This window comes from Serratia sp. CY47280 (genome assembly GCF_052168655.1).
GTDB classification, from domain to species: Bacteria; Pseudomonadota; Gammaproteobacteria; order Enterobacterales; family Enterobacteriaceae; genus Serratia; species Serratia bockelmannii.
Genome location: NZ_JBJNMG010000002.1, coordinates 837,049 through 859,293, shown reverse-complemented (window position 1 = coordinate 859,293; position 22,245 = coordinate 837,049). Strand labels below are relative to the sequence as shown.

Annotated in this window: 18 protein-coding genes; 13 read left to right on the top strand and 5 right to left on the bottom strand. The window is 60.2% G+C overall.

The features are described 5' to 3' along the window. The first annotated feature begins 198 nt into the window (after nt 1-198). The 7 genes from trxB (at nt 199) to infA (ending at nt 7,606) form a co-directional block, all read left to right on the top strand. A complete protein-coding gene (gene trxB, locus ACJ8J4_RS13630) occupies nt 199-1,170 on the top strand; it encodes a thioredoxin-disulfide reductase (RefSeq protein ID WP_049204246.1) in 972 nt (323 codons plus the stop codon). Nucleotides 1,171-1,244: 74 nt separating this feature from the next. Further along, the gene (locus tag ACJ8J4_RS13625; protein WP_043137710.1) at nt 1,245-2,132 is read left to right on the top strand and encodes a LysR family transcriptional regulator; all 888 of its coding nucleotides are present in this window, start codon (nt 1,245-1,247) and stop codon (nt 2,130-2,132) included. 93 nt (nt 2,133-2,225) lie between these two features. After that, nucleotides 2,226-2,843 carry a glutathione transferase GstA gene (gene gstA, locus ACJ8J4_RS13620; RefSeq protein WP_025302265.1) on the top strand — a complete coding sequence of 206 codons (618 nt, stop codon included), beginning with the start codon at nt 2,226-2,228 and terminating at the stop codon, nt 2,841-2,843. A gap of 175 nt (nt 2,844-3,018) precedes the next feature. Continuing rightward, a complete protein-coding gene (gene cydD, locus ACJ8J4_RS13615) occupies nt 3,019-4,785 on the top strand; it encodes a heme ABC transporter permease/ATP-binding protein CydD (RefSeq protein ID WP_173889534.1) in 1,767 nt (588 codons plus the stop codon). Between the two features lie 2 nt (nt 4,786-4,787). Next, nucleotides 4,788-6,527 carry a heme ABC transporter ATP-binding protein/permease CydC gene (cydC, locus tag ACJ8J4_RS13610; RefSeq protein WP_043137717.1) on the top strand — a complete coding sequence of 580 codons (1,740 nt, stop codon included), beginning with the start codon at nt 4,788-4,790 and terminating at the stop codon, nt 6,525-6,527. A gap of 29 nt (nt 6,528-6,556) precedes the next feature. Then, on the top strand, nt 6,557-7,282 hold the full coding sequence (gene aat, locus ACJ8J4_RS13605; protein ID WP_043137718.1) for a leucyl/phenylalanyl-tRNA--protein transferase: 726 nt from the start codon (nt 6,557-6,559) through the stop codon (nt 7,280-7,282). 105 nt (nt 7,283-7,387) lie between these two features. Continuing rightward, nucleotides 7,388-7,606 (top strand): translation initiation factor IF-1, encoded by a 219-nt coding sequence (gene infA / locus ACJ8J4_RS13600; RefSeq protein ID WP_002211347.1) that lies wholly within the window; start codon nt 7,388-7,390, stop codon nt 7,604-7,606. A 205-nt stretch (nt 7,607-7,811) separates the two neighbouring features. Here infA and clpA read toward each other — a convergent pair whose 3' ends face one another. Together clpA and clpS are read right to left on the bottom strand one after the other, a co-directional pair. Next, on the bottom strand, nt 7,812-10,091 hold the full coding sequence (gene clpA / locus ACJ8J4_RS13595) for an ATP-dependent Clp protease ATP-binding subunit ClpA (RefSeq protein ID WP_025302261.1): 2,280 nt from the start codon (nt 10,089-10,091) through the stop codon (nt 7,812-7,814). Between the two features lie 27 nt (nt 10,092-10,118). Beyond that, a complete protein-coding gene (gene clpS / locus ACJ8J4_RS13590) occupies nt 10,119-10,439 on the bottom strand; it encodes an ATP-dependent Clp protease adapter ClpS (protein ID WP_004928347.1) in 321 nt (106 codons plus the stop codon). A gap of 355 nt (nt 10,440-10,794) precedes the next feature. On the opposite strand from clpS, the gene cspD reads away from it, so the two are divergent. After that, nucleotides 10,795-11,016 carry a cold shock-like protein CspD gene (gene cspD, locus ACJ8J4_RS13585; RefSeq protein WP_004928349.1) on the top strand — a complete coding sequence of 74 codons (222 nt, stop codon included), beginning with the start codon at nt 10,795-10,797 and terminating at the stop codon, nt 11,014-11,016. 87 nt (nt 11,017-11,103) lie between these two features. Here cspD and macB read toward each other — a convergent pair whose 3' ends face one another. Both macB and macA read right to left on the bottom strand, forming a co-directional pair. After that, complete coding sequence (macB, locus tag ACJ8J4_RS13580; RefSeq protein ID WP_197835367.1) at nt 11,104-13,050, bottom strand: macrolide ABC transporter ATP-binding protein/permease MacB; 1,947 nt, start codon at nt 13,048-13,050, stop codon at nt 11,104-11,106. Further along, on the bottom strand, nt 13,050-14,159 hold the full coding sequence (gene macA, locus ACJ8J4_RS13575) for a macrolide transporter subunit MacA (protein WP_141997704.1): 1,110 nt from the start codon (nt 14,157-14,159) through the stop codon (nt 13,050-13,052). Before macA ends, macB begins: the two co-directional genes overlap by 1 nt. A 183-nt stretch (nt 14,160-14,342) precedes the next feature. On the opposite strand from macA, the gene ACJ8J4_RS13570 reads away from it, so the two are divergent. Next, nucleotides 14,343-15,320, top strand: a complete 978-nt coding sequence (locus tag ACJ8J4_RS13570; protein WP_197832206.1) for an acyltransferase family protein — start codon at nt 14,343-14,345, stop codon at nt 15,318-15,320. A 230-nt stretch (nt 15,321-15,550) separates the two neighbouring features. Next, nucleotides 15,551-16,504 (top strand): VirK/YbjX family protein, encoded by a 954-nt coding sequence (locus ACJ8J4_RS13565; protein WP_197828590.1) that lies wholly within the window; start codon nt 15,551-15,553, stop codon nt 16,502-16,504. Between the two features lie 14 nt (nt 16,505-16,518). On the opposite strand, the gene ACJ8J4_RS13560 is transcribed toward ACJ8J4_RS13565, so the two are convergent. After that, nucleotides 16,519-18,177 carry an ATP-dependent endonuclease gene (locus ACJ8J4_RS13560; protein WP_025302257.1) on the bottom strand — a complete coding sequence of 553 codons (1,659 nt, stop codon included), beginning with the start codon at nt 18,175-18,177 and terminating at the stop codon, nt 16,519-16,521. A 187-nt stretch (nt 18,178-18,364) separates the two neighbouring features. Here ACJ8J4_RS13560 and ACJ8J4_RS13555 point away from each other — a divergent pair, with 187 nt between their 5' ends. From ACJ8J4_RS13555 to hcr, 3 genes are all read left to right on the top strand, one after another. Continuing rightward, entirely contained in the window at nt 18,365-19,261 is an 897-nt protein-coding gene (locus ACJ8J4_RS13555) for a lysine exporter LysO family protein (RefSeq protein ID WP_025302256.1), read from the top strand. A 180-nt stretch (nt 19,262-19,441) separates the two neighbouring features. Further along, complete coding sequence (gene hcp, locus ACJ8J4_RS13550; protein WP_149570458.1) at nt 19,442-21,091, top strand: hydroxylamine reductase; 1,650 nt, start codon at nt 19,442-19,444, stop codon at nt 21,089-21,091. Between the two features lie 56 nt (nt 21,092-21,147). Continuing rightward, entirely contained in the window at nt 21,148-22,149 is a 1,002-nt protein-coding gene (gene hcr, locus ACJ8J4_RS13545) for an NADH oxidoreductase (protein WP_060447481.1), read from the top strand. Nucleotides 22,150-22,245 lie beyond the last annotated feature (96 nt).

The window sequence follows — 22,245 nt, the reverse complement described above, 5'->3', positions numbered from 1 at the left end:
GTTGGCGATTCGGTAGCCGAATGCGGCTTTGATAAGGTAAATTTCTGCGTTCGGCGTACGATTTGCCGACAGCGGGCGCATTAATAGGCGACAACTATCATACAAATCGTTAACAACGTCGCCCGGCGCTTTTTTTAATGCGCCATTTTCCCTACAATCGGCTTCATTGTCCGCCATTGTGGAATAAAGAGGTTATTCATGGGCACGGCTAAACATAGCAAATTACTGATTCTGGGCTCCGGCCCGGCCGGTTACACCGCCGCCGTCTACGCGGCGCGCGCCAACCTGAGCCCGGTGCTGATCACCGGTCTGGAGCAAGGCGGCCAGCTGACCACCACCACCGAAGTGGAAAACTGGCCGGGCGACGCCGAAGGCCTGACCGGTCCGGCGCTGATGGAGCGCATGCGCGAACACGCGGAGAAGTTCCAGACTGAGATCGTCTTCGATCATATCAACAGCGTCGATCTACAGCAGCGCCCGTTCCGCCTGTTCGGCGACAGCGGCGAATACAGCTGCGACGCGCTGATCATTGCGACCGGTGCCTCCGCCCGCTACCTTGGCCTGCCTTCCGAAGACGCCTTCAAGGGCAAAGGCGTTTCCGCCTGTGCGACCTGCGACGGTTTCTTCTACCGTAACCAGAAAGTCGCCGTGGTCGGCGGCGGCAACACTGCCGTTGAAGAAGCGCTGTACCTGTCCAACATCGCCGCCGAGGTTCACCTGATCCACCGCCGCGACAGCTTCCGTTCAGAGAAGATCCTGATCGACCGGCTGATGGAAAAAGTGAAAAGCGGCAACATCGTGCTGCACACCGACCATACGCTGGACGAAGTGCTGGGCGATGAAATGGGCGTGACCGGCGTGCGTATCCGCAGCACCAAAGCGGAAAACGAAACCCGTGAACTGGAACTGGCCGGCGTGTTCATCGCCATCGGCCACAGCCCGAACACCGGCATCTTCGGCGGCCAACTGGAGCTGGAAAACGGCTACATCAAGGTGCAGTCCGGCATTCACGGCAATGCGACCCAAACCACCATCCCCGGCGTCTTCGCCGCTGGCGACGTGATGGATCACATCTACCGTCAGGCAATCACCTCCGCCGGCACCGGCTGTATGGCGGCGCTGGACGCAGAGCGTTACCTGGACGGCATCGCCGGCGCAGAAGTCTGCTAAGACGTTCTCTTCATCAGCAAAAAGCGGCTCTCGAGCCGCTTTTTTTGTCTTCAGCCCCAGGAGGATGCACGCCGATGCATAATCTTCTTCACTGGCGCCTGCTGGTTGCCGTCGCCGACAACGGCACCATCACTCAGGCTGCGGCGCTCTGCGGCATGACGCAGTCTGCCGCCAGCCAGGCCATCGCTCAACTGGAGACGATGCTGAGCACCCGGCTTTTGGTGCGCCAGCCACACAATGTCGTCCTGACCCAAAGCGGCCTACAGATCGTCGCCCATGCCCGCACGATGTTGGAAGGACTGCGGGCCATTCAACAATGCGCGCAGCAAGCCGGTAACGCGCACGCGGGCAAAATACGCCTGGCCAGTTTCCCGTCGGCATTTAGCAAGCTGTTGCCGCCGCTGCTGCGCAAGTTTCGCCGTCTGTATCCCGACATTGAGCTGATTACGCTCGAGGGCACCGACCACGAAGTGGAGAGCTGGTTAACATCGGCAACGGCAGACATCGGCGTGGTGCTCAATCCGGCACCGGAGCGGCTGTGTTTCCCTTTGGGGGAAGACACCTGGTTGGCGGTCGTGCCCAGCGCGCACCCGCTGGCGCGAGAACGGTGGCCGGTGGCACTCGATGCCCTGTTCCGGCTACCTTTCATCCTGGCGACCGGCGGATGTGATGTGAATGCGCAAAGTTTAGCGCAGCAGTCGGGCCTGGCGCTGGCCGATATCCGCGCCACCGTCAGCGACTGGCAAACGGCGTTGACGCTGGTCAGAGAAGGCACGGGCGTTGCGCTGATGCCCGCGTCGGTGATCCCGCCCGATGCGCTCGGAGTTTGCGCTCTGCCGCTCGTTGCGCCGGTTTATCGTCGTTTCGGCCTGGCCTGCTCATCCGAGGCGGCGGCCCTACCGCCCGTCCAAACCCTGCTGAATTACCTGCGCAAACAGGAGCAAACCCTGGCCAGTCGCTGAGCTAATAGCGGCTTTCTGAAATTTCCATTTTCCCGCCGGCATCCGCGTCGGCATGCTGTGGCAAGCGCTCTCATTGACCCACAAGGAAATAGCATGAAGCTGTATTTTGCTCCCGATGCCTGCTCGCTGGCCCCACATATCGTCCTGCGGGAATTAGCGATCCCTTTCACCCTGGTCAGGGTAAACAATCGCAGCAAGCGCTGCGCCGACGGTGAGGATTTCTATCGCATCAACCCAAAAGGTTACGTCGCCGCCCTGCAGCTGGACGACGGCAACGTGATCACCGAAGGCCCCGCCATCGTTCAATACCTCGCCGACCAGCGCCCAGAGAGCCGGCTGGCACCGCCACCGACGGCCTTTGAGCGGGTAAGGCTGCAGGAATGGCTTAATTTCATCACCAGCGAGATCCATGCCGGTGCCGCCCCCTTGTTCAATGATGCCCTGCCCGAAGATGCCAAGGCGTTGCTGCGCGACAAGTTGAGACGGCGATTGGGTTATCTCGCACAAGCGTTGGCACAACAAACTTACCTATTGGGAACGTATTTCAGCGTCGCTGACGCTTATCTGTTTACCGTGTTGCGCTGGATGGCGCGCTTCGAGATTTCGCTGAGCGAGTGGCCACCGCTCCAGCATTATGTGACGCGGATCGCAGTGCGAGCGTCGGTGCGCGCCGCTCTGGAAGCCGAGGCCACGAGTGAGCAAGTCAAATAGTCGGTAACGCGTCTGTTATAGCCACATTTGGCCGCTTTATTATTTTCAGTCTGCCGGGTGACGAGGTAACATGGGACCTCGCTTGTTTGTCGCCGATTGCGCCAAACACTATTATTTAACAGTACGTTAACCCAGCCTGTAACAAACGGGCACCGGCAACGCAGACGCATATCTGATGAAAAAAAACAGACAGCAACAGTTAACCCGTTGGCTTAAAACCCAGAGTTCGTTGGCGCAGCGTTGGCTGCGCCTTTCCATGCTGTTGGGGCTGTTCAGCGGCCTGCTGATCGTGGCGCAGGCGTGGCTGTTGGCCAGCCTGCTGCACGCCCTGATCATCGAACATACCCCGCGCGAACAGCTGATCCCTTCGTTTATCTGGCTGGCCGTCGCGTTCGCATTGCGGGCGCTGTTGAGCTGGCTGCGGGAACGGGTCGGTTTCCTGTGTGGCCAGGTGATCCGTCAGCGCATGCGCCAGCAGGTGCTGGATAAACTGCAGCAGCTCGGCCCGGCCTGGATCCAGGGCAAACCGGCGGGCAGTTGGGCCAGCATCATCGTCGAGCAGATCGAGGATATGCAGGACTATTACTCGCGCTATCTGCCGCAGATGTATCTGGCAGTCTTCATCCCGCTGCTGATCCTGATCGCCGTCTTCCCGATCAATTGGGCCGCAGGCATCATTTTGCTGGCGACCGCGCCGCTGATCCCGCTGTTCATGGCGCTGGTCGGCATGGGAGCCGCCGATGCCAACCGCCGCAACTTCGTGGCGCTGGCGCGATTGAGCGGCAACTTCCTCGACCGCCTGCGCGGCCTGGACACCCTGCGGTTGTTCGACCGCGCGCAGGCCGAAACGGCGCAGATCGCCAAATCCTCCGAAGACTTCCGCAGCCGCACCATGGAAGTGCTGCGTATGGCCTTCCTCTCTTCCGGCGTGCTGGAGTTCTTCGCTTCGATTTCCATCGCCGTGGTGGCGGTGTACTTCGGCTTTTCTTACCTCGGCGAACTCAACTTCGGCAGCTACGGCCTCGGCGTAACGCTGTTTTCCGGTTTTCTGGTGCTGATTCTGGCGCCGGAGTTTTTCCAACCGCTGCGCGATCTCGGCACCTTCTACCATGCTAAAGCGCAGGCGGTCGGCGCGGCGGAAGCGCTGGAAACCTTCCTTAGCGCCGAAGGCGAGCAGATGGGCAACGGCACGCGGCAACTGCCCGCCGATCAACCGCTGACGCTGCAGGCGAACGCATTGGAAATCCTGTCGCCGAACGGCGTACTGCTGGCCGGGCCGCTGAGTTTCACCCTGCAACCGCAGCAGCGCGTAGCGCTGGTCGGGCTGAGCGGCGCCGGCAAAAGCTCGCTGCTCAATCTGCTGCTCGGTTTCCTGCCCTACCGCGGCTCGTTGACCGTCAACGGCATCGAGCTGCGTGAACTGTCCGCAGAAAACTGGAGGCAACAGCTGAGCTGGGTCGGTCAGAACCCACACCTGCCGGCGCAAACCTTGCGCGCCAATATCCTGCTGGGCTGCCCGCAGGCCGACGAAGCGCAGCTGCAGCAGGCGGTGGAACTCGCCTACGTCAGCGAACTGTTGCCGTATCTGCCGCAGGGGCTCGACACCGAAGTGGGCGACAACGCCGCCCGCCTGTCGGTCGGCCAGGCGCAGCGCGTGGCGGTCGCCCGGGCGCTGATCGGCCCGCGCCGCTTGCTGCTGCTGGATGAACCGGCCGCCAGTCTCGATGCCCACAGCGAACAACGGGTGATGCAGGCGTTGAATGCCGCTTCGCATCAGCAAACCACCCTACTGGTCACGCACCAGTTGGAAGACACCGAAGACTACGATCAGATCTGGGTGATGGATAACGGGCGCATCGTGCAACAGGGCGATTACGCCACCCTCAGCGCCCAGCCGGGCCTGTTCGCCACTCTGATCGCCCATCGCCGCGGGGAGCTTTAATCATGCGCGTTTTGCTGCCGTTTTTGGCGTTGTATCGCCGCCATAGCCTGCTGATTAGCCTGGGCATCCTTTTGGCGATCGTCACCCTGCTGGCCAGCATCGGCCTGCTGGCGCTTTCCGGCTGGTTCCTGGCCGCCTCTTCGCTGGCCGGATTGGCGGGCCTGCTGACCTTCAACTACATGCTGCCGGCCGCCGGCGTGCGCGGCGCGGCGATCTTCCGCACCGCCGGGCGCTACGCCGAGCGCGTGGTCAGCCACGACGCCACCTTCCGCGTGCTGTCGCACTTGCGAGTGTTCACCTTCAGCAAGATCCTGCCGTTGGCGCCGGGCGGCATCGCTCGCTTTCGCCAGGCCGACCTGCTCAACCGCCTGGTGGCGGACGTGGACACGCTGGATCACCTTTATCTGCGGGTGATCTCGCCGCTGATCAGCGCGGCGGTGGTGATCCTGGTGGTCACCTACGGCCTGAGCTGGCTGGATCCTGCGCTCGCCCTGACGTTGGGCGGCATTCTGTTGCTGCTGTTGCTGCTGGTGCCGCCGGTGTTCTACCGCGCCGGCAAACCGATCGGCGGCCAACTCACCGCGCTGCGCGGCCAATACCGTACCGACCTAACCGCCTGGCTGCAGGGGCAGGCGGAGCTGGTGGTGTTCGGTGCCGTCAACGACTTCCGCCAGACGCTGAACGCCACCGAACAGCGGTGGCAACGCCGCCAGTGGCAGCAGGCCTCGCTGAGCGGCAAGGCGCAGGCGCTGATGATTCTCGCCAGCGGGCTGACGGTGACGCTGCTGCTGTGGCTGACCGCCGCCGGCATCGGCGGCGATACCCAGCCCGGAGCCCTGATCGCGCTGTTTGTCTTCGCCGCGCTGGCGTCGTTCGAAGCGCTGATGCCGGTCGCCGGCGCCTTCCAGCATCTCGGCCAGGTGATTGCCTCCGCCACGCGGGTCAAACAGATCATCGATCGTCAGCCGGAGGTCACCTTCCCTGCCGTCGGCCCGGCCGCGGCCGATCGCGCTCAGCTCAGCCTGCAGCAGCTGAGTTTCACCTATCCCGATCAGCCGCAGCCGGTGCTGCGCGACGTCACGCTCGAGGTCGCGGCCGGCGAACACATCGCCTTGCTCGGCCGCACCGGCTGCGGCAAGTCCACCCTGCTGCAGCTGCTGACCCGCGCCTGGCGCACCGACGGCGGCAAAATTCTGCTCAACGGCGAACCGCTGGAGGATTATGATGAAACCACGCTGCGTCGGATGACCACGGTCGTCAGCCAGCGAGTGCATATCTTCAGCGATACGCTGCGGGAAAACCTGCGGTTGGCCGCACCGAATGCCGACGACGCTCGCCTGAGTGACGTACTGCAGCAGGTTGGGCTGGGCAAATTGCTGGACAGCGACGGCGGGCTGAACGCCTGGTTGGGCGAAGGCGGCCGGCAGCTGTCCGGCGGCGAACAGCGCCGACTGGGTATCGCCCGCGCGCTGCTGCATCCGGCCCCGCTGCTGCTGCTTGACGAACCGACCGAAGGGCTGGACGCCGAAACCGAACAGCAGATCCTGGCGCTGCTGCGCCGGCATTGTCAGGGCAAGACGCTGATCCTGGTGACGCACCGTTTGTACGGCCTGGAACATCTCGACCGCATTTGCGTAATGGATGACGGCCAAATTGTCGAACAGGGCGATCACGCCACCCTGATGCGCCAGCAGGGCCGCTATGCACGCTTTCGCAACCGTATCAGCAACCTGGCGCCGTAATCGGCCCGTAGAGGACGCAGAGACCTTGTATGCGCATCGTTAAGCTTTCCCCCCAGTCGCTGGCGTTTCCCTCGCCTGAGGGCGCCCTGCGCGATCCCAACGGCCTGCTGGCGATCGGCGGCGACCTCACGGCGCCGCGACTGTTGGCAGCCTACGAGCGCGGCATCTTCCCCTGGTACTCGCCGGGGGAAGCGATTCTGTGGTGGTCACCCGATCCGCGTGCGGTGCTGTTCCCTGCCGAGTTTCATCTCAACCGCAGTCTGAAACGCTTTTTGCGCCACGATCCGTTTCGCATCACGCTCAATCACGATTTCGCCGCGGTGATCGCCGCCTGCGCCCACCGGCCGGATGAAGGCACCTGGATCGGCCCGGAGGTACAGCGTGCCTATCAGCATCTGCATCGCCTCGGCTACGCACACTCGGTGGAAGTATGGCAGGATGATCAACTGGTCGGCGGCATGTACGGCGTGGCGCAGGGCGCGTTGTTCTGCGGCGAATCGATGTTCAGCCGCGTCACCAACGCCTCAAAATGCGCATTGATGGCCTTTTGCCGCCATTTTGCCGCTTATGGCGGGGAATTGATTGACTGCCAGGTGCTGAACGCTCACACTGCCCGCCTTGGCGCGCGTGAAATTCCGCGCCGTCAATTTTTGCAGCAGCTCAGCACCCTTCAACGGCGGCCTTTGGCGTCGGCGTGCTGGGCGCCGCAAGTCATATCCCCACAGCCGGTTGAACCGCCCTCTCCAGTAAACTAATTGATGGAAACGGTGCAATGTTCACCGACACATCTTTACATAATGGGGGTTTTTCGGCATTATCTTGCCGGTTAAAAACTAAGGTAGTTAGACCTAGAGGATTCGATGGCCAAAGAAGACAATATTGAAATGCAGGGCACCGTTCTTGATACGCTGCCGAACACCATGTTCCGCGTTGAATTGGAAAACGGGCACGTGGTAACCGCACACATCTCCGGTAAAATGCGTAAAAACTATATCCGCATCCTGACGGGCGACAAAGTCACTGTAGAGCTGACCCCGTACGACCTGAGCAAAGGCCGCATTGTCTTCCGTAGCCGTTAATCGGCTCACCGCGCGCCACATGCTGGCGGCATCGAGGATGTAATCCCTCGGGAGCCCTTTCCGTTTACCCCCGCAGCGACGTTACACAACGGGTTGCAGGTGCGCAGGTAAACTGAGAGGGCTCACTCGTTTCTGTTGTACGGTGAATCTCACCCATAAAAAAAAGCGATGCCGAAGCATCGCTTTTTCTTTGCCTGAAGCGGCCTTAATGCACCGCACCCTCGTCCGCCTTGCGCTTGGCGGCACTGAGGAAGTGGTAGGTCAGCTGTTTCTTGTCCTTGTCCAGCTCGACCTTCACGGAACCGCCGTCCACCAGCGAACCGAACAGCAGCTCGTTGGCCAACGGTTTCTTCAGGTTTTCCTGCATGACGCGCGCCATCGGACGAGCGCCCATCGCACGGTCGTAGCCCTTCACCGACAGCCAGTCGCGTGCTTCGTCGCTCACTTCCAGCGAGACGCCCTTCGCATCCAGCTGCGCCTGCAGTTCGACGATAAACTTGTCGACCACCTGCTGGATCACCTCGGTAGACAGATGGTTGAACCAGATGATGTTGTCCAGACGGTTGCGGAACTCTGGCGTAAACACCTTCTTGATCTCTTCCATCGCGTCGGTGCTGTTGTCCTGCTGCACCAGACCGATCGATTTGCGTTCGGTTTCCCGCACCCCGGCGTTGGTGGTCATCACCAGGATCACATTGCGGAAGTCCGCCTTGCGGCCGTTGTTGTCGGTCAGCGTGCCGTTGTCCATCACCTGCAGCAGCAGGTTGAACACGTCCGGGTGCGCCTTCTCGATCTCATCGAGCAGCACTACCGCATGCGGATGCTTGATCACCGCATCGGTCAGCAGCCCGCCCTGATCGTAACCGACATAGCCCGGAGGCGCGCCGATCAGACGGCTGACGGTATGCCGCTCCATGTACTCGGACATGTCGAAACGCAGCAGCTCGATATCCATCGCCTTGGCCAACTGTACGGTGACCTCGGTTTTCCCGACCCCGGTCGGCCCGGCGAACAGGAAGGAACCGACCGGCTTGCGCTCGTGGCCCAGACCGGCGCGGCTCATCTTGATGGCTTCCGTCAGCGCTTCGATCGCCTGATCCTGGCCGAATACCAACATCTTCAAACGATCGCCCAGGTTTCTCAGCACGTCGCGATCGCTGGCCGACACGGTTTTCTCCGGGATACGAGCGATGCGCGCCACCACGGATTCGATATCGGCCACGTTGACGGTTTTCTTGCGCTTGCTGGCCGGCATCAGTCGGCTGCGGGCGCCCGCCTCGTCGATCACGTCGATCGCCTTGTCCGGCAGATGACGATCGTTGATGTATTTCACCGACAGCTCCACCGCGGCGCGGATCGCCTTGGCGGTATAACGCACGTCGTGGTGCGCTTCATACTTGGTCTTCAGGCCGTTGATGATCTGAACGGTCTCTTCCGCCGTCGGTTCGGTGATATCGATCTTCTGGAAACGGCGCGCCAAAGCGCGATCCTTTTCGAAGATGTTGCTGAACTCCTGGTAGGTGGTCGAGCCGATCACCCGGATCTTGCCGCTCGACAGCAGCGGTTTGATCAGGTTGGCGGCATCCACTTGCCCACCGGAAGCCGCACCGGCGCCGATGATGGTGTGAATTTCATCGATGAACAGGATGCTGTTCTGATCCTGTTCCAGCTGCTTGAGCAGCGCCTTGAAGCGTTTCTCGAAGTCGCCGCGGTATTTGGTGCCGGCCAGCAGTGAACCGATATCCAGCGAATACAGCGTGCAGTCCGCCATCACTTCCGGCACGTCGCCCTGCACGATACGCCAGGCCAGGCCTTCGGCGATGGCGGTCTTGCCCACGCCGGATTCGCCGACCAACAGCGGGTTGTTTTTACGACGACGGCACAGCACCTGAATCGCGCGCTCCAGCTCACGATCGCGGCCGATCAACGGATCGATGCCGCCCACACGGGCCAACTGATTGAGGTTGGTGGTGAAGTTTTCCATACGGTCTTCCCCTCCGGACTGCTCTTCGTTCACCGGGTTTTCCGCATTCGGCGCTTGGCCCGGCTCGTCTTTACGCGTGCCATGTGAAATGAAGTTCACCACGTCGAGACGGCTGACGTCGTGCTTGCGCAGCAGATAAGCCGCCTGCGACTCCTGCTCGCTGAAGATGGCCACCAACACGTTGGCGCCGGACACTTCGCTGCGGCCGGAAGATTGCACATGGAAGACCGCGCGCTGCAACACGCGCTGGAAGCTGAGCGTCGGCTGAGTGTCGCGCTCTTCTTCGCCGGCGGGCAGCGTCGGTGTGGTTTGTTCGATGAAGGCTTCCAGCTCCTGGCGCAACGCGGCCAGATCCACCGTACATGCCTCAAGCGCTTCTCGCGCGGCAGGGTTGCTCAGCAACGCCAGCAACAGGTGCTCCACGGTCATAAACTCGTGTCTGTGCTCACGCGCCCTGGCGAAAGCCATGTTGAGACTGAGTTCCAGTTCTTGATTGAGCATAAGCACCTCCCCAATAGATTGCCTTATTCAGGCTTTTTCCAGCGTACAAAGCAACGGATGCTCGTTCTCCCTTGCGTACCGGTTCACATGGACGACTTTGGTTTCCGCCACCTCGGCGGTAAAAACACCACAGATCGCCTTGCCTTGATAGTGGACCGTGAGCATCAGTTGCGTTGCGCGTTCAATATCATAAGAAAAGAACTTTTGCAGAACGTCAATCACAAATTCCATCGGTGTGTAATCGTCGTTGTTAAGTATAACTTTATACATAGACGGCGGTTTTACCGCATCGATTTGTTTTTCTTCGGCCAAGTGTTCAAAATTTAGCCAGTCGTTGTTATTGCCCATCGCTGCTCATCTTCTCTGCTCTGCCCTCTGATATGGGGGCAGGTTTCGGTTATTCAAAGTGGGGATAGTTACTATTTTATCATCTTCGGCATCGTCCCGCCGCACTGTAACGTGCGCAAAAAAACGGGCCAATTGTGACTGAATCGTGGCAATAGCGTTACCTGCTTCAAACTTTGGTGAACTGCTCCCCGCCGACAAAAGCCGATCCCTTGACGCCCCGATCATTTGCTCTAGAGTGTAAATTCGTGGCTGGTGGTCTTTTAACCACCCCTTGTCCACCCTGCTACCCGCCTACGGCGGGTGCGAATTCAGTTATTCATCTCACTTAAAATAGCGTTGCGAGGGATGTAAAAGCATGGAGACGGGTACTGTTAAATGGTTTAACAACGCCAAAGGCTTTGGCTTCATCTGCCCAGCCGGCGGTGGCGAAGATATTTTCGCGCATTACTCCACCATCAAGATGGATGGTTACAGAACGTTGAAGGCAGGCCAGCAGGTCAGCTTCGACGTGCATCAAGGGCCAAAAGGGAACCATGCCAGTCTTATTGTGCCGGTGGAAAGCGAGGCGCTGTCCTAAACGCTTCCGGCAGCGTCGCGCTGCATTGACCCTGACTGCGATAAAAATGCCAGCCGCCGTGTGACTGGCATTTTTTATGCCTTTTACTTACTCGCGCGCCAGCGCATCGATCGGATTCAGCCGCGCGGCATTGCGCGCCGGCAGATAGCCGAACACCACGCCGATACCGGTGGAACAGAGGAACGCGCTCAGCAACGCCGCCGGCGGGAAGCTGATCTGCCAGCCCGGCAATACCAACTGCACCGCCAGACCGATGGCGAACGACAGCGTAATCCCCAGCGCGCCCCCCACCAGGCAGACCAACACCGCCTCGATCAAGAACTGCTGCAACACGTCGCCGGAACGGGCGCCCACCGCCATGCGGATGCCAATCTCGCGCGTGCGCTCGGTCACCGACACCAGCATGATGTTCATCACGCCGATGCCGCCGACCACCAGCGAAATCACCGCCACCAGCGTCAGGAACAGCTGCAGCGTGCGGGTGGTTTTCTCCGCGGTTTGCACCAGGCTGTCCATGTTATAGGTGAAGAAGTCCTTTTTGCCGTGGCGCAGCGTCAACAGGCGCGACAGCTGCTGTTCCGCTTCCTTGCTGTCGTAGCCGTCGCGAATGCGCACGGTGATCGAGTCGAAATAATTGTTGCCCATCAGCCGGTTGGCCATGGTGCTGTAAGGCACCCACACGTTCAGTGTCTTGCTGCTGCCAAACATCGACTGCTTCTCCTTGGCCACGCCGACCACCGTCGCCGGCATGTTACCCACCAGGATCACCTCGCCCACCACGTTCTTCTGGTGCGGGAACAACCGCCGTTGGGTATTGGCGTCGATCACCACCGTCTGCGCCTGAGACTGCACCTGCAGCGGATCGATGCCGACGCCCTGGGTAAAGCTCATACCGTACACGCGGAAGAACTGTTCGCTGACGCCGTTGACATTGGCCGCCGCGTCGACGTTACCCAGCCGCAGCCGCATGCTGCTGCTGATGCTCGGCGACAGCGCGCTGATATACGGCTGTTCGCGCAGCGCATCGAGATCGCCGTATTTCAGCGATTGCCGGTAGGTTGGATCGTCGTCGCCGAAGTCCTTGCCGGGGTAAATGTCGACGGTGTTGGTGCCGATCGATTTGATGTCCGCCAGCACCATCTGCTTGGCGGCGTCGCCGATCACCAGGATCGATACCACCGAGGCGATGCCGATAATGATGCCGAGCATGGTCAGCGCGGTGCGCATCTTGTTGGCCGCCATCGCACGCCAGGCCATCACCAGCGCTTCGCGAAAGCGGCCGCCCATCTGCCGCCAGGAAGGCGCCGCGGCGGCCAGCGCCAGCGGCTTGGCCTGGGTATCCTCCGGCGGCGCCGGACGCGAGTCGGCAATGATTTCGCCGTCGCGGATCTCGATGATCCGTTCAGCCTGGCGCGCCACCGCTGGATCGTGGGTCACCAGGATCACCGTGTGGCCCTGGGCGCACAGCTGTTTGAGGATCGCCATCACCTCTTCGCCGGAGTGGCTGTCGAGCGCGCCGGTCGGTTCATCCGCCAGGATCACCTGCCCGCCGTTCATCAACGCGCGGGCGATACTGACGCGCTGCTGCTGGCCGCCGGAAAGCTGGCTCGGCCGGTAGTTGACGCGCTCCCCCAGCCCCAGGCGCCACAACAGCGCCTCCGCCCGTTCGCGCCGCGCCGCTTTGCCCAGCCCCGCGTACACCGCCGGCACCTCGACGTTATGCGCCGCACTCAGGTGCGGCAGCAGATGATAACGCTGGAAAATAAAGCCAAAATGTTCGCGCCGCAGCTGCGCCAGCGCATCGTCGCTCAGCGTCGCCACATCCTGCCCGGCCACCCGATAGACCCCGGCGCTCGGCTTGTCCAGACAGCCCAGAATGTTCATCAGCGTCGATTTGCCGGAGCCGGAGGCCCCCATGATCGCCACCATTTCCCCGGCGTCGATGCTCAGACTGATCCCCTTCAGCACCTCCACCGTCTGCTCGCCGGAACGGTAGCTGCGGCGAATGCCGCTCAGCTGCAACAGCGCCGCCATCAGCCGGCCTCCACGCCGCCGCGGCTGACAATCACCTCATCGCCCGCCTCAAGCCCGCTGAGGATTTGCACATCGATATTGTTGCGCAGACCGATAGCCACCTCACGCTTCTCTTCCTTGCCCTGTTTCAGCACCGAGACGTGGTAGCGATTGTCGGCGATCTGGTCACCCAACGCCGCCAGCGGGATCACCAGCGCCTGCTCGACGCCGGCCAGCTGAATATGCACCTGCGCCGTCATTTGCAAGCGCAGCAGCCTTTCCGGGTTGGGCACTTCGAAACGCGCATAATAGAAGATGGCATTATTGACCTTTTCCGGCGTCGGCTGAATGTCTTTCAGCACGCCGTCGAAGCGCCGAGTCGGATCGCCCAGCACCGTGAACCAGGCCTTCTGACCCGGCTTGAGGTTAATGACGTCAGCCTCCGAGACCTGCGCCTTCACCAGCATGGTGCCGAGATCCGCCAACGTCAGAATGTTCGGCGCCTGTTGCGCCGCGATCACCGTCTGGCCCTGCAGCGTGGTGATCTGCACCACGTCGCCATCCATCGGGGCTTCGATGCGGGTGTAGGCCAGGTTGATCTTGGCGGTATCCAGGCTGGCCTGGTTGCGGGCGATCTGCGCATTGATGGTGCCCACCTGCGCTTTCTTCACCGCCAGCTGCGTCGCTGCCTGATCCAGATCCTGACGCGATACCGCCTGCAGTTTGGCCAGTGCCTGGTTGCGCTGCAGCGTGACCGCCGCCAATTGCTGCTCGGCCTGTGCCTGCAGCAGCTGCGCATGCAGCTCGCGCAGCGTCGCCTCGCCTTCGCGAATGCTGTTCTGCGCCTGTTGCGGATCGATAACCCCCAGCAACTGGCCTTTTTTCACCTTGTCGCCGATCTCGACATACAACTTTTCCAACTGCCCGCTGACCTGCGCGCCGACGTCAACCTTGCGCACCGCGTCCAGCTGGCCGGTCGCCAACACGTTCTGCTGCAGATCGCGCTTGGTGACCTTTACCGTTTTGAAATCGGTTGGCGCCGGATGGCGGAAGTGCCAAACGGCCGCCGCGGCAACAAGCAGCAACACACAAGTCAAGACTCTGTATACCTTGTTTACAACACGCCCCATATGCCCCCAACGAATTGAAATTTAAACAAAAAAAGAAAGAAGATCGTCAAAAGAGATATTATTATCTCTGTTCTCAACATACTTACAACAAACTTCTGTTTTAAGGACTAAAATTTGTAGCGCGAATTTAGAAAGTTACTTTATCATTGGACTTACAATATAGTGTTAACTGAGGGGTAATACATGCGAGATGAATCACTCGATTCAATCAGAGGGCTGGCGATAATTTTTGTTGTCTTAGGCCATGTAAGTAATTTGCCAGATGAAATTAAAAAAGCCATCTATTTATTCCATATGCCACTTTTCTTCATTGTTTCGGGATATCTTTTTAGCATAAAAAAATCACGCGATAACCTCCCAGGATATATAAAGTCGAAGTTTCGAAGACTGGTCATTCCTGCATGGTTCATGGGAGCTATTTGCGGCTTACCGTTTATTGTACTGTTAGCGCTGGGTAAAATACAATTCAGTGAATTTTTATTTAAAGCCCAAGGAACATTTTTAGGATACCCTACCGCCGATCATACATTCAATTGCACTCCAATTTGGTTTTTGTTTTCTATATTTATAACAGAACTGATATCGGCTTTTTTTTCAAAGACAAATGTGTCATTCATTTATCTATCCATCCTATCGCTCGCTTTCATTATAATAACATCAAATAGTTTTACGTTCATACCGTTTAACGCCTTTGTCTCCATATCATCATTGTTTTTCTTTTGCATTGGAATTTTAATTAAAGGAAGTATTTACAATGTTATTAAATCGAAGAAGCCATTAGCAATCCCATTATTTATCGCTTTCATCATGTGCTTCTCACTGAGCAGTCAGGCTGTTGACATGTCAGCAAACCAATATGGAGAAGGCTACACAATCATATTAAATATCCTTGGCTCTTTAGCAGGAGCCACATTTATCATATCTATTTCCGGGTTTATAACCAACAAGGTATTAATCTGGTTTGGTAAAAATACTTTACCTATAGTGGGCTTTAATTATTTTGCCAACTCCATAGTTACTAAAGCGTTAGAAAAAATCAGTGTAAATAATTTCATTTTCAGCTTTGTCATTCAAGTTATCTTGCTAGTTGCTGTTATACACGTTGTAAAGAAATTAAAATACACATCCTTTGTCATTTACCCTAAAAAAACAAACAGTTAGATTCCTCCCCCCATGTTTGAGATATCATTTAGAACTCTCACAGCATGGGGACGCTCACAACTTATCTTTCAACCACACAGCCATCAGGAATGCTACGGCTAACTGCTGCATATAACTAAACCTTAGCTCAACACAATGTGGAGACACGCCTGGTTACAGTTCAGCATTGAACTCTCGTTTAGTGAAGCCTTGATGAAATAGCGCCATTCAACACAGCCAAGGATTTCATCATGTCACAGCTCAGCTACCCACTCGCCTCCGCCCGGCCGCTTAACGGCTGGCAACTGATGACGGCGCTGATCAATGGCGAAAAGGCGCCAAGCAACGCCTGGAAAAAAACCTCGTTTCGCCTGAAGTTTCTCGGCCGCTCGCTGCTCAACTGGCGCACCACCAGCGGCCTGCTCAGCACCCTGGCCAGCAACCCACTGCTGGAGGAGATCCTGAGCGCGCAGCCGAACCTGCCGTGCAAGCTGCATCGCCCCTACCTGGCGGCCAACATGAGCAAGATCGAATGCCTGTTCGCCCTGCGCGATCATTACGATCTCATCGTGCAGCGCATGCCGCTAAAGATGCGTCTCGGCCACCTCGGCCCACAGCCTTTCGTGCTGGCCCGCGCGATGGGCAAAAGCGAAGCGCCGATCACGCTGGAACTGGCGGCGATCGACAAACTGAATAAGGAAGGGGAAGCCACGCTGCTGCTGCGCAACGCCAACGGCGTGATGCTGGCGGAGATCACCTTTGCGCTGATGCATTATCAGCAGCAGCCGACGCTGTTCATCGGCGGCCTGCAGGGCGCGAACCATGAGGTGCCGCACGCCGAGATCCAGCACACCACCAAAGAGTGCCACGGTCTGTTCCCCAAACGGCTGGTGCTGGAAGGCATTTGCACGCTGGCGCGGCACCTCGGCATCCGCCAGATCGTAGCCGTCGGCAATGCCACCCATATCTATCAAAACTGGCGTTACCAAAGTAAGAAGAAGGATCAACTGCACGCCGATTACGATCAGTTCTGGCTGTCGATGGGCGCCAAACCGCTCGACAACGGCTATTTTCTGCTGCCCGAGCGCATCGCCCGCAAACCTATCGAAGAGGTTGCCAGCAAGAAGCGCGCCGAGTATCGCCGTCGCTATCAGTTGCTGGACGAGCTGGAACAGGGATTGGCGGCGCATTTCTGCGCCCGATAACGCCCGGCGGGCCGTCAGTCCGCCCGGCCGCGCGCCAGCCAGATCACCCGTGAGAACATTTTCTTCAGCAGCGGCGGCACCGAGTCCGTGCCCCATTCGCCGGCCTGCATCGCGACCTCGATCGCCAGATCCGGCTTCGACGAGTGGTGGACCGCTTTCAGGATCACCTTGCGCACCGGCATCTGCGCGTTGATCGGCACCGACGCCATTCGGTGATAGACCGGGGCGAACCCTTCACGGAACATGAAGTGTTCCATGTCCGGCGCCGGCAGCGCGGTCAGCCGATCGCGTTCGTTGTCTTCATGATTGTCCAGCAGGCTGCGTACGGTGTTGGCGTACTTTTTTCCCGCCTCATCGCCGTCCACCAGCGCATGCCACTCGATGCCCATGCGGCGGGCGAAGCGCAGCAGCGGCTTCAGGCCGCACTGAGCGAACTCGATGACCCTCACCCCTTCTGCCTCGAAATGGTAGCCGCACTGGCGCGCCAGCTCGTTCAGCAGCCACACTTCGGTTTCGCCCTCCACCAGCAGCCAGCAGCGGGCGAACAGCGACGACGGCCGGTTGAAACGGATGTGAAACGCAATGCGCCGCCCGTCTTCGGCGCTCAGCCCGCGCGGCCCGAGACGGTAGGTCGCGACCCGGCCCGACTCGCGCACCAGCCGGCAGACGTGCTCCACCGGCACCAGCGACACCAGTTCGCTGGAGTTGGTGGTGGTGATGCGCTGCAGCGGCAGCTGATTGAGCAGCCCCCAGGCCACCGACAGCATGATCGGATGCAGGCGAGTTTCCGGGTCTTCCACCAGCAGCAGCGGCCGGGCGTGCGGATCCAGCTTGACGTCGCCCTTGGCCTGCAGCAGGGTGGAAAACATGCCCAGCAGGATCAGGCGCATGCTGCGGCTGTTCGGCTCGGCGACCATGCGGTTGATGCCGTCCAGCGCGCGCCAGGCGTCCTGCTCCGGTTCACCGCCGCGGCGGCGCGGCCGCGCCACCTGCGAGCTCTGCTCGGCAAAATAGTGCTCCAGCAGCTGCTGCATCGCCGCCAGCCCCTGACGCAGCTCGCCGTTGGTCAGCTTCTGCGGATTGCGCACCAGCTCGCGCGTCAGCTGATCCAGCTGCTGCGCCAACGCCTGGGTATCGGGTTTACGTTCATCGCCGAGGCTGCTGGGGCGCAGGCGGCGAATAAAGCGCGCGTCGCGCAGGCGCAGTACCGGATGAATGCGGATGATGGCGTGGGCCAGCTGTTCGATATGGTGCAATTGAAAGGCATTGCCGTCGGCGTCGAGAAAACCGCGCCAGGTGCACACCGTGCCGTCGTCGGCCAGCTCGCCCTCGCAGCGGTAATGAATGCGGCTCAGGCCATCCTCGCCCTTGACCCACAGCGGCGTCAGGTGGCGATAACGCGGTAGGTGCGCATGGCCGATGTCTTTTTCGCAGAAGGTGAACACCACCTGCAGGTGGCGCTCTTTGGCCGACTCTTCACCGGGGGGGAAATGGAAATCGTGCGCTTCAAACCGATACAGCTTCTGCTCCGGCGCCAGCAGCAGCGTCAGCGCATCCAGCAGGCTGGATTTACCCCAGGCGTTTTCGCCGAGCAACAGCGTGTTGTCGTCCAGCATCAGGGACAGCCGATTAATGCCGCGAAAACCTACAATTTCGATACGCTCCAAGAACATCCGCCGCCTCCCGTGCGCGCCGTCGCCTCTTCAATGAGGCGACCTTCACAGAGCATGGTCAAAAAACCCCTTGCAGGTCAAGCGGCCAGCGTCAAATCTGCCGCTTTACTCCGGCCGGGCTTTTGGTTAGCGTGTGCTCCTCGCCGCCGTTCGGCGCGCATCAAAACTCAAGGACACTCGTTGCACCATGTACTCAGGACTGTTGATTATTCTGTTACCGCTGATTGTCGGTTACCTCATTCCCTTACGCCATCGCCCGCTGCTGGTGCTGATCAACCGGCTGCTCAGTTGGATGGTGTACGTGATCCTGTTTTTCATGGGCATCAGCCTGGCGTTTATGGAAGATCTCAGCAGTAACCTGGTGCTGATCTTCCAGTACAGCGCGGTATTCTTCTTCTGCATTCTCTGCGCCAATCTGCTGTTGCTGGCGCTGCTGGAGCGGCGCATGCCGTGGCGCAGCAGCCATAAACAGGAAAAGCTGCCCTCGCGCGTGCATATGGCGCTGGAGTCGCTCAAGCTGTGCGGCGTGGTGCTCGGCGGCTTCCTGCTCGGCCTGACGCAGTGGCAATGGCTGCAGTTCGCCCATAAAGGCAGCGAATATGCGCTGATCTTCCTGCTGTTGCTGGTCGGCATTCAGCTGCGCAACAGCGGCATGACGCTGCGCCAGATCGTGCTCAACCGCCGCGGCACGCTGGTGGCGTTGGTGGTGACCGTCGCGTCGCTGGCCGGCGGCGCGCTGGCGGCGCAGCTGCTGGGGTTGCCGATCAAGGCTGGGCTGGCGATGGCCTCCGGTTTCGGCTGGTACTCGCTGTCCGGCATTCTGATCACCGACGCCTACGGCCCGGTGATGGGCAGCGCCGCGTTCTTCAACGATCTGGCGCGCGAGCTGGTGGCGATCATGCTGATCCCGACGCTGGTGCGCCGCAGCCGCTCCACCGCCCTCGGCCTGTGCGGCGCCACCTCGATGGACTTCACCCTGCCGGTGCTGCAGCGCAGCGGCGGGCTGGACATGGTGCCCCCCGCCATCGTGCACGGCTTCCTGCTGAGCCTGCTGGCGCCGGTGCTGATCGCCCTGTTCTCCTGATCCTTTCCCCTGGGGGCCGGCCGGCCCCCAAAGCGTAATCATTCCCATCCGCACGGCAAAATTGCGCTAAATCAAACTTGCCCGCAGTAGTCGCACAAAAGCCTTTTGCAACCCCGATCGCCGATCTATGCTTTTAAACAAGCATTATAAATGCAACTTTAAAAATAAAAGGAAGCGACTATGTTCTGTGTGCAATGTGAACAAACCATCCGTACCCCGGCAGGCAACGGCTGCTCGTATGCTCAGGGCATGTGCGGCAAAACGGCGGAAACCTCCGATCTGCAGGATCTGCTGGTGGCGGCGCTGCAGGGACTCTCCGCCTGGGCGCTGCAGGCGCGTTCGCTGGGCATCGTCGACCACGAGATCGACAGCTTCGCCCCGCGCGCCTTCTTCTCCACCCTGACCAACGTCAACTTCGACTCCCAGCGCATCATCGGCTACGCGCGGGAAACCCTGCTGCTGCGCGACTCGCTGGCCGCCCGTTGCCGGCTGCTGGATGCCGGCGTGCGCGTCGATCACCCGATGGCGGCGCTGCAGCTGGCCGGCAACGATATGCCTGCGCTGCTGCAGCAGGCGGCGCAGTTTGCCCTCAACAGCGACAAAGCCGAGGTCGGCGACGACGTACACGGTTTGCGCATGCTGTGCCTGTACGGCCTGAAAGGCGCGGCGGCCTATATGGAACACGCGCACGTGCTCGGCCAGTTCGACGAGCAACTCTATGCCGACTACCACGCCTTTATGGCCTGGCTCGGCACCCGGCCGCGCGACGTCGACACCCTGCTGAACAACGCCATGGGCATCGGCAAGATGAACTTCAACGTGATGGCGATCCTCGATCGCGGTGAAACCCAGGCCTACGGCGATCCGCAGCCCAGCGCAGTCAACGTGCGCCCGGTGGCCGGGAAAGCCATTCTGATTTCCGGCCACGATCTGAAAGATCTGCGCATGCTGCTCGAGCAAACCGAAGGGCAAAACGTCAACGTCTACACCCACGGTGAAATGCTGCCGGCGCACGGCTATCCGGAACTGAAAAAATTCAAACATCTGGTGGGCAACTACGGCAGCGGCTGGCAGAACCAGCAGACGGAATTCGCCAAATTCCCCGGCCCGATCGTGATGACCTCCAACTGTATCATCGATCCTAACGTCGGCAACTACGGCGATCGCATCTGGACCCGCAGTATCGTCGGCTGGCCGGGCGTCAACCATCTGGAAGGCGACGACTTCGGCGCCGTGATCCGCCAGGCTCAGGGCATGAACGGCTTCCCTTACACCGAGATTGAACACCTGATCACCGTTGGCTTCGGCCGCCAGACGCTGCTGAACGCCGCCGACACGGTCATCGACCTGGTGTCGCAGAAAAAACTGCGCCACGTCTTCCTGGTGGGCGGCTGCGACGGCAGCCGCGACGAGCGCAGCTACTTCACCGACTTCGCCCGCAGCGTGCCGCAAGACTGCCTGATCATGACGCTGGCCTGCGGCAAGTACCGTTTCAACAAGCTGGACTTCGGCACGCTAGAAGGGTTGCCGCGCCTGTTGGACGTCGGCCAGTGCAACGACGCCTACTCCGCCATCATGTTGGCGGTCAAGCTGGCGGATACGCTCGGCTGCAGCGTCAACGAGCTACCGCTCAGCCTGGTGCTGTCGTGGTTTGAACAGAAGGCGATCGTCATTCTGCTGACTCTGCTGTCGCTGGGGGTGAAAAACATCGTCACCGGCCCGACCGCGCCGGGCTTCCTGACCGACAACCTGATGGCGATCCTCAACGAGAAATTCGGCCTGCGTCCGATCACCACCGTCGAGCAGGATATTGCAGCGCTGCTCGCCTGATGCCGTTACGTTATGGGGCCGCCTACGCCGGCCCCTTTGTTTTTTGAGGTGCCTCGATGACTCAACCCACTCCGCTTTGCCCGAACCGCATGCAGGTGCATTCCATCCAGCGTGAAACCGCCGACGTCTGGACGCTGAACCTGATCTGCGACGTTTTCTACCCTTACCAGGCTGGCCAGTTCGCGCTGGTCAGCATTCGCAACAGCGAGGAGACGTTGCGCGCCTATACGCTCTCCTCCTCGCCCGGCCAGAGCCGCTTTCTCAGCATCAGCGTGCGCTGCCTGCCGGACGGCATCGGGTCGCGCTGGCTGACGCAAGAGGTCAAGCCCGGCAACACGCTGTGGCTGTCCGACGCGCAGGGCGAATTCAGCTGCGAGCGCCACCCGGCCGATCGTTATCTGATGCTGGCCGCCGGCTGCGGCGTGACGCCGATCGTCTCGATGTGCCGCTGGCTGACCGCTAACCGTCCGGCCTGCGATATCGCCGTGATCTTTAACGTACGCACCCCCGCCGACACGATTTTCGCCGATCAATGGCGCGCGCTGTGCGCCGCCCATCCGCAGCTGCGCCTGACGCTGATGGCCGAGCAGGATCTGCAACCCGGCTACCTCAGCGGCCGTATCGATGAACAGACGCTGCGGCAGGCGGCGCCGGATATCGCCGAACGCACGGTGATGACCTGCGGCCCTGCGCCCTACATGGATCAGGTGGAGCAGCTTTGTCGCCGGCTCGGCGTGCCGGCCGAGCATTTCCATAAAGAGCAGTTCCACACGCCGACGGCGCAGGCCGACGCCACCGAAGGACTGACGCTGCGCGCCGCGCGCCCGCTGCGCGAATTCCGCGTGCCGGTCGGCAGCACGCTGCTGGCGGCGATGGAGGCCAATGCCCTGCCGGTCAACGCCGCCTGCCGCGCCGGGGTGTGCGGCTCGTGCAAAACCCGCATCCTCGAGGGCGACTACACCACCACCAGCACCATGACGCTGAGCGCGGAAGAGATAGCGCAAGGCTACGTGCTGGCCTGCAGTTGCCAGTTGCAGGGTGACGTCACGCTGGCGTGATCCCCTGGCCCCATCGCCGCGATGGGGCATTTATCGGCAAGTTCCCCGTGGCCAGCCCAGTTACACTGCTTCCCGTCCTACGCTCTTTACCCTTCC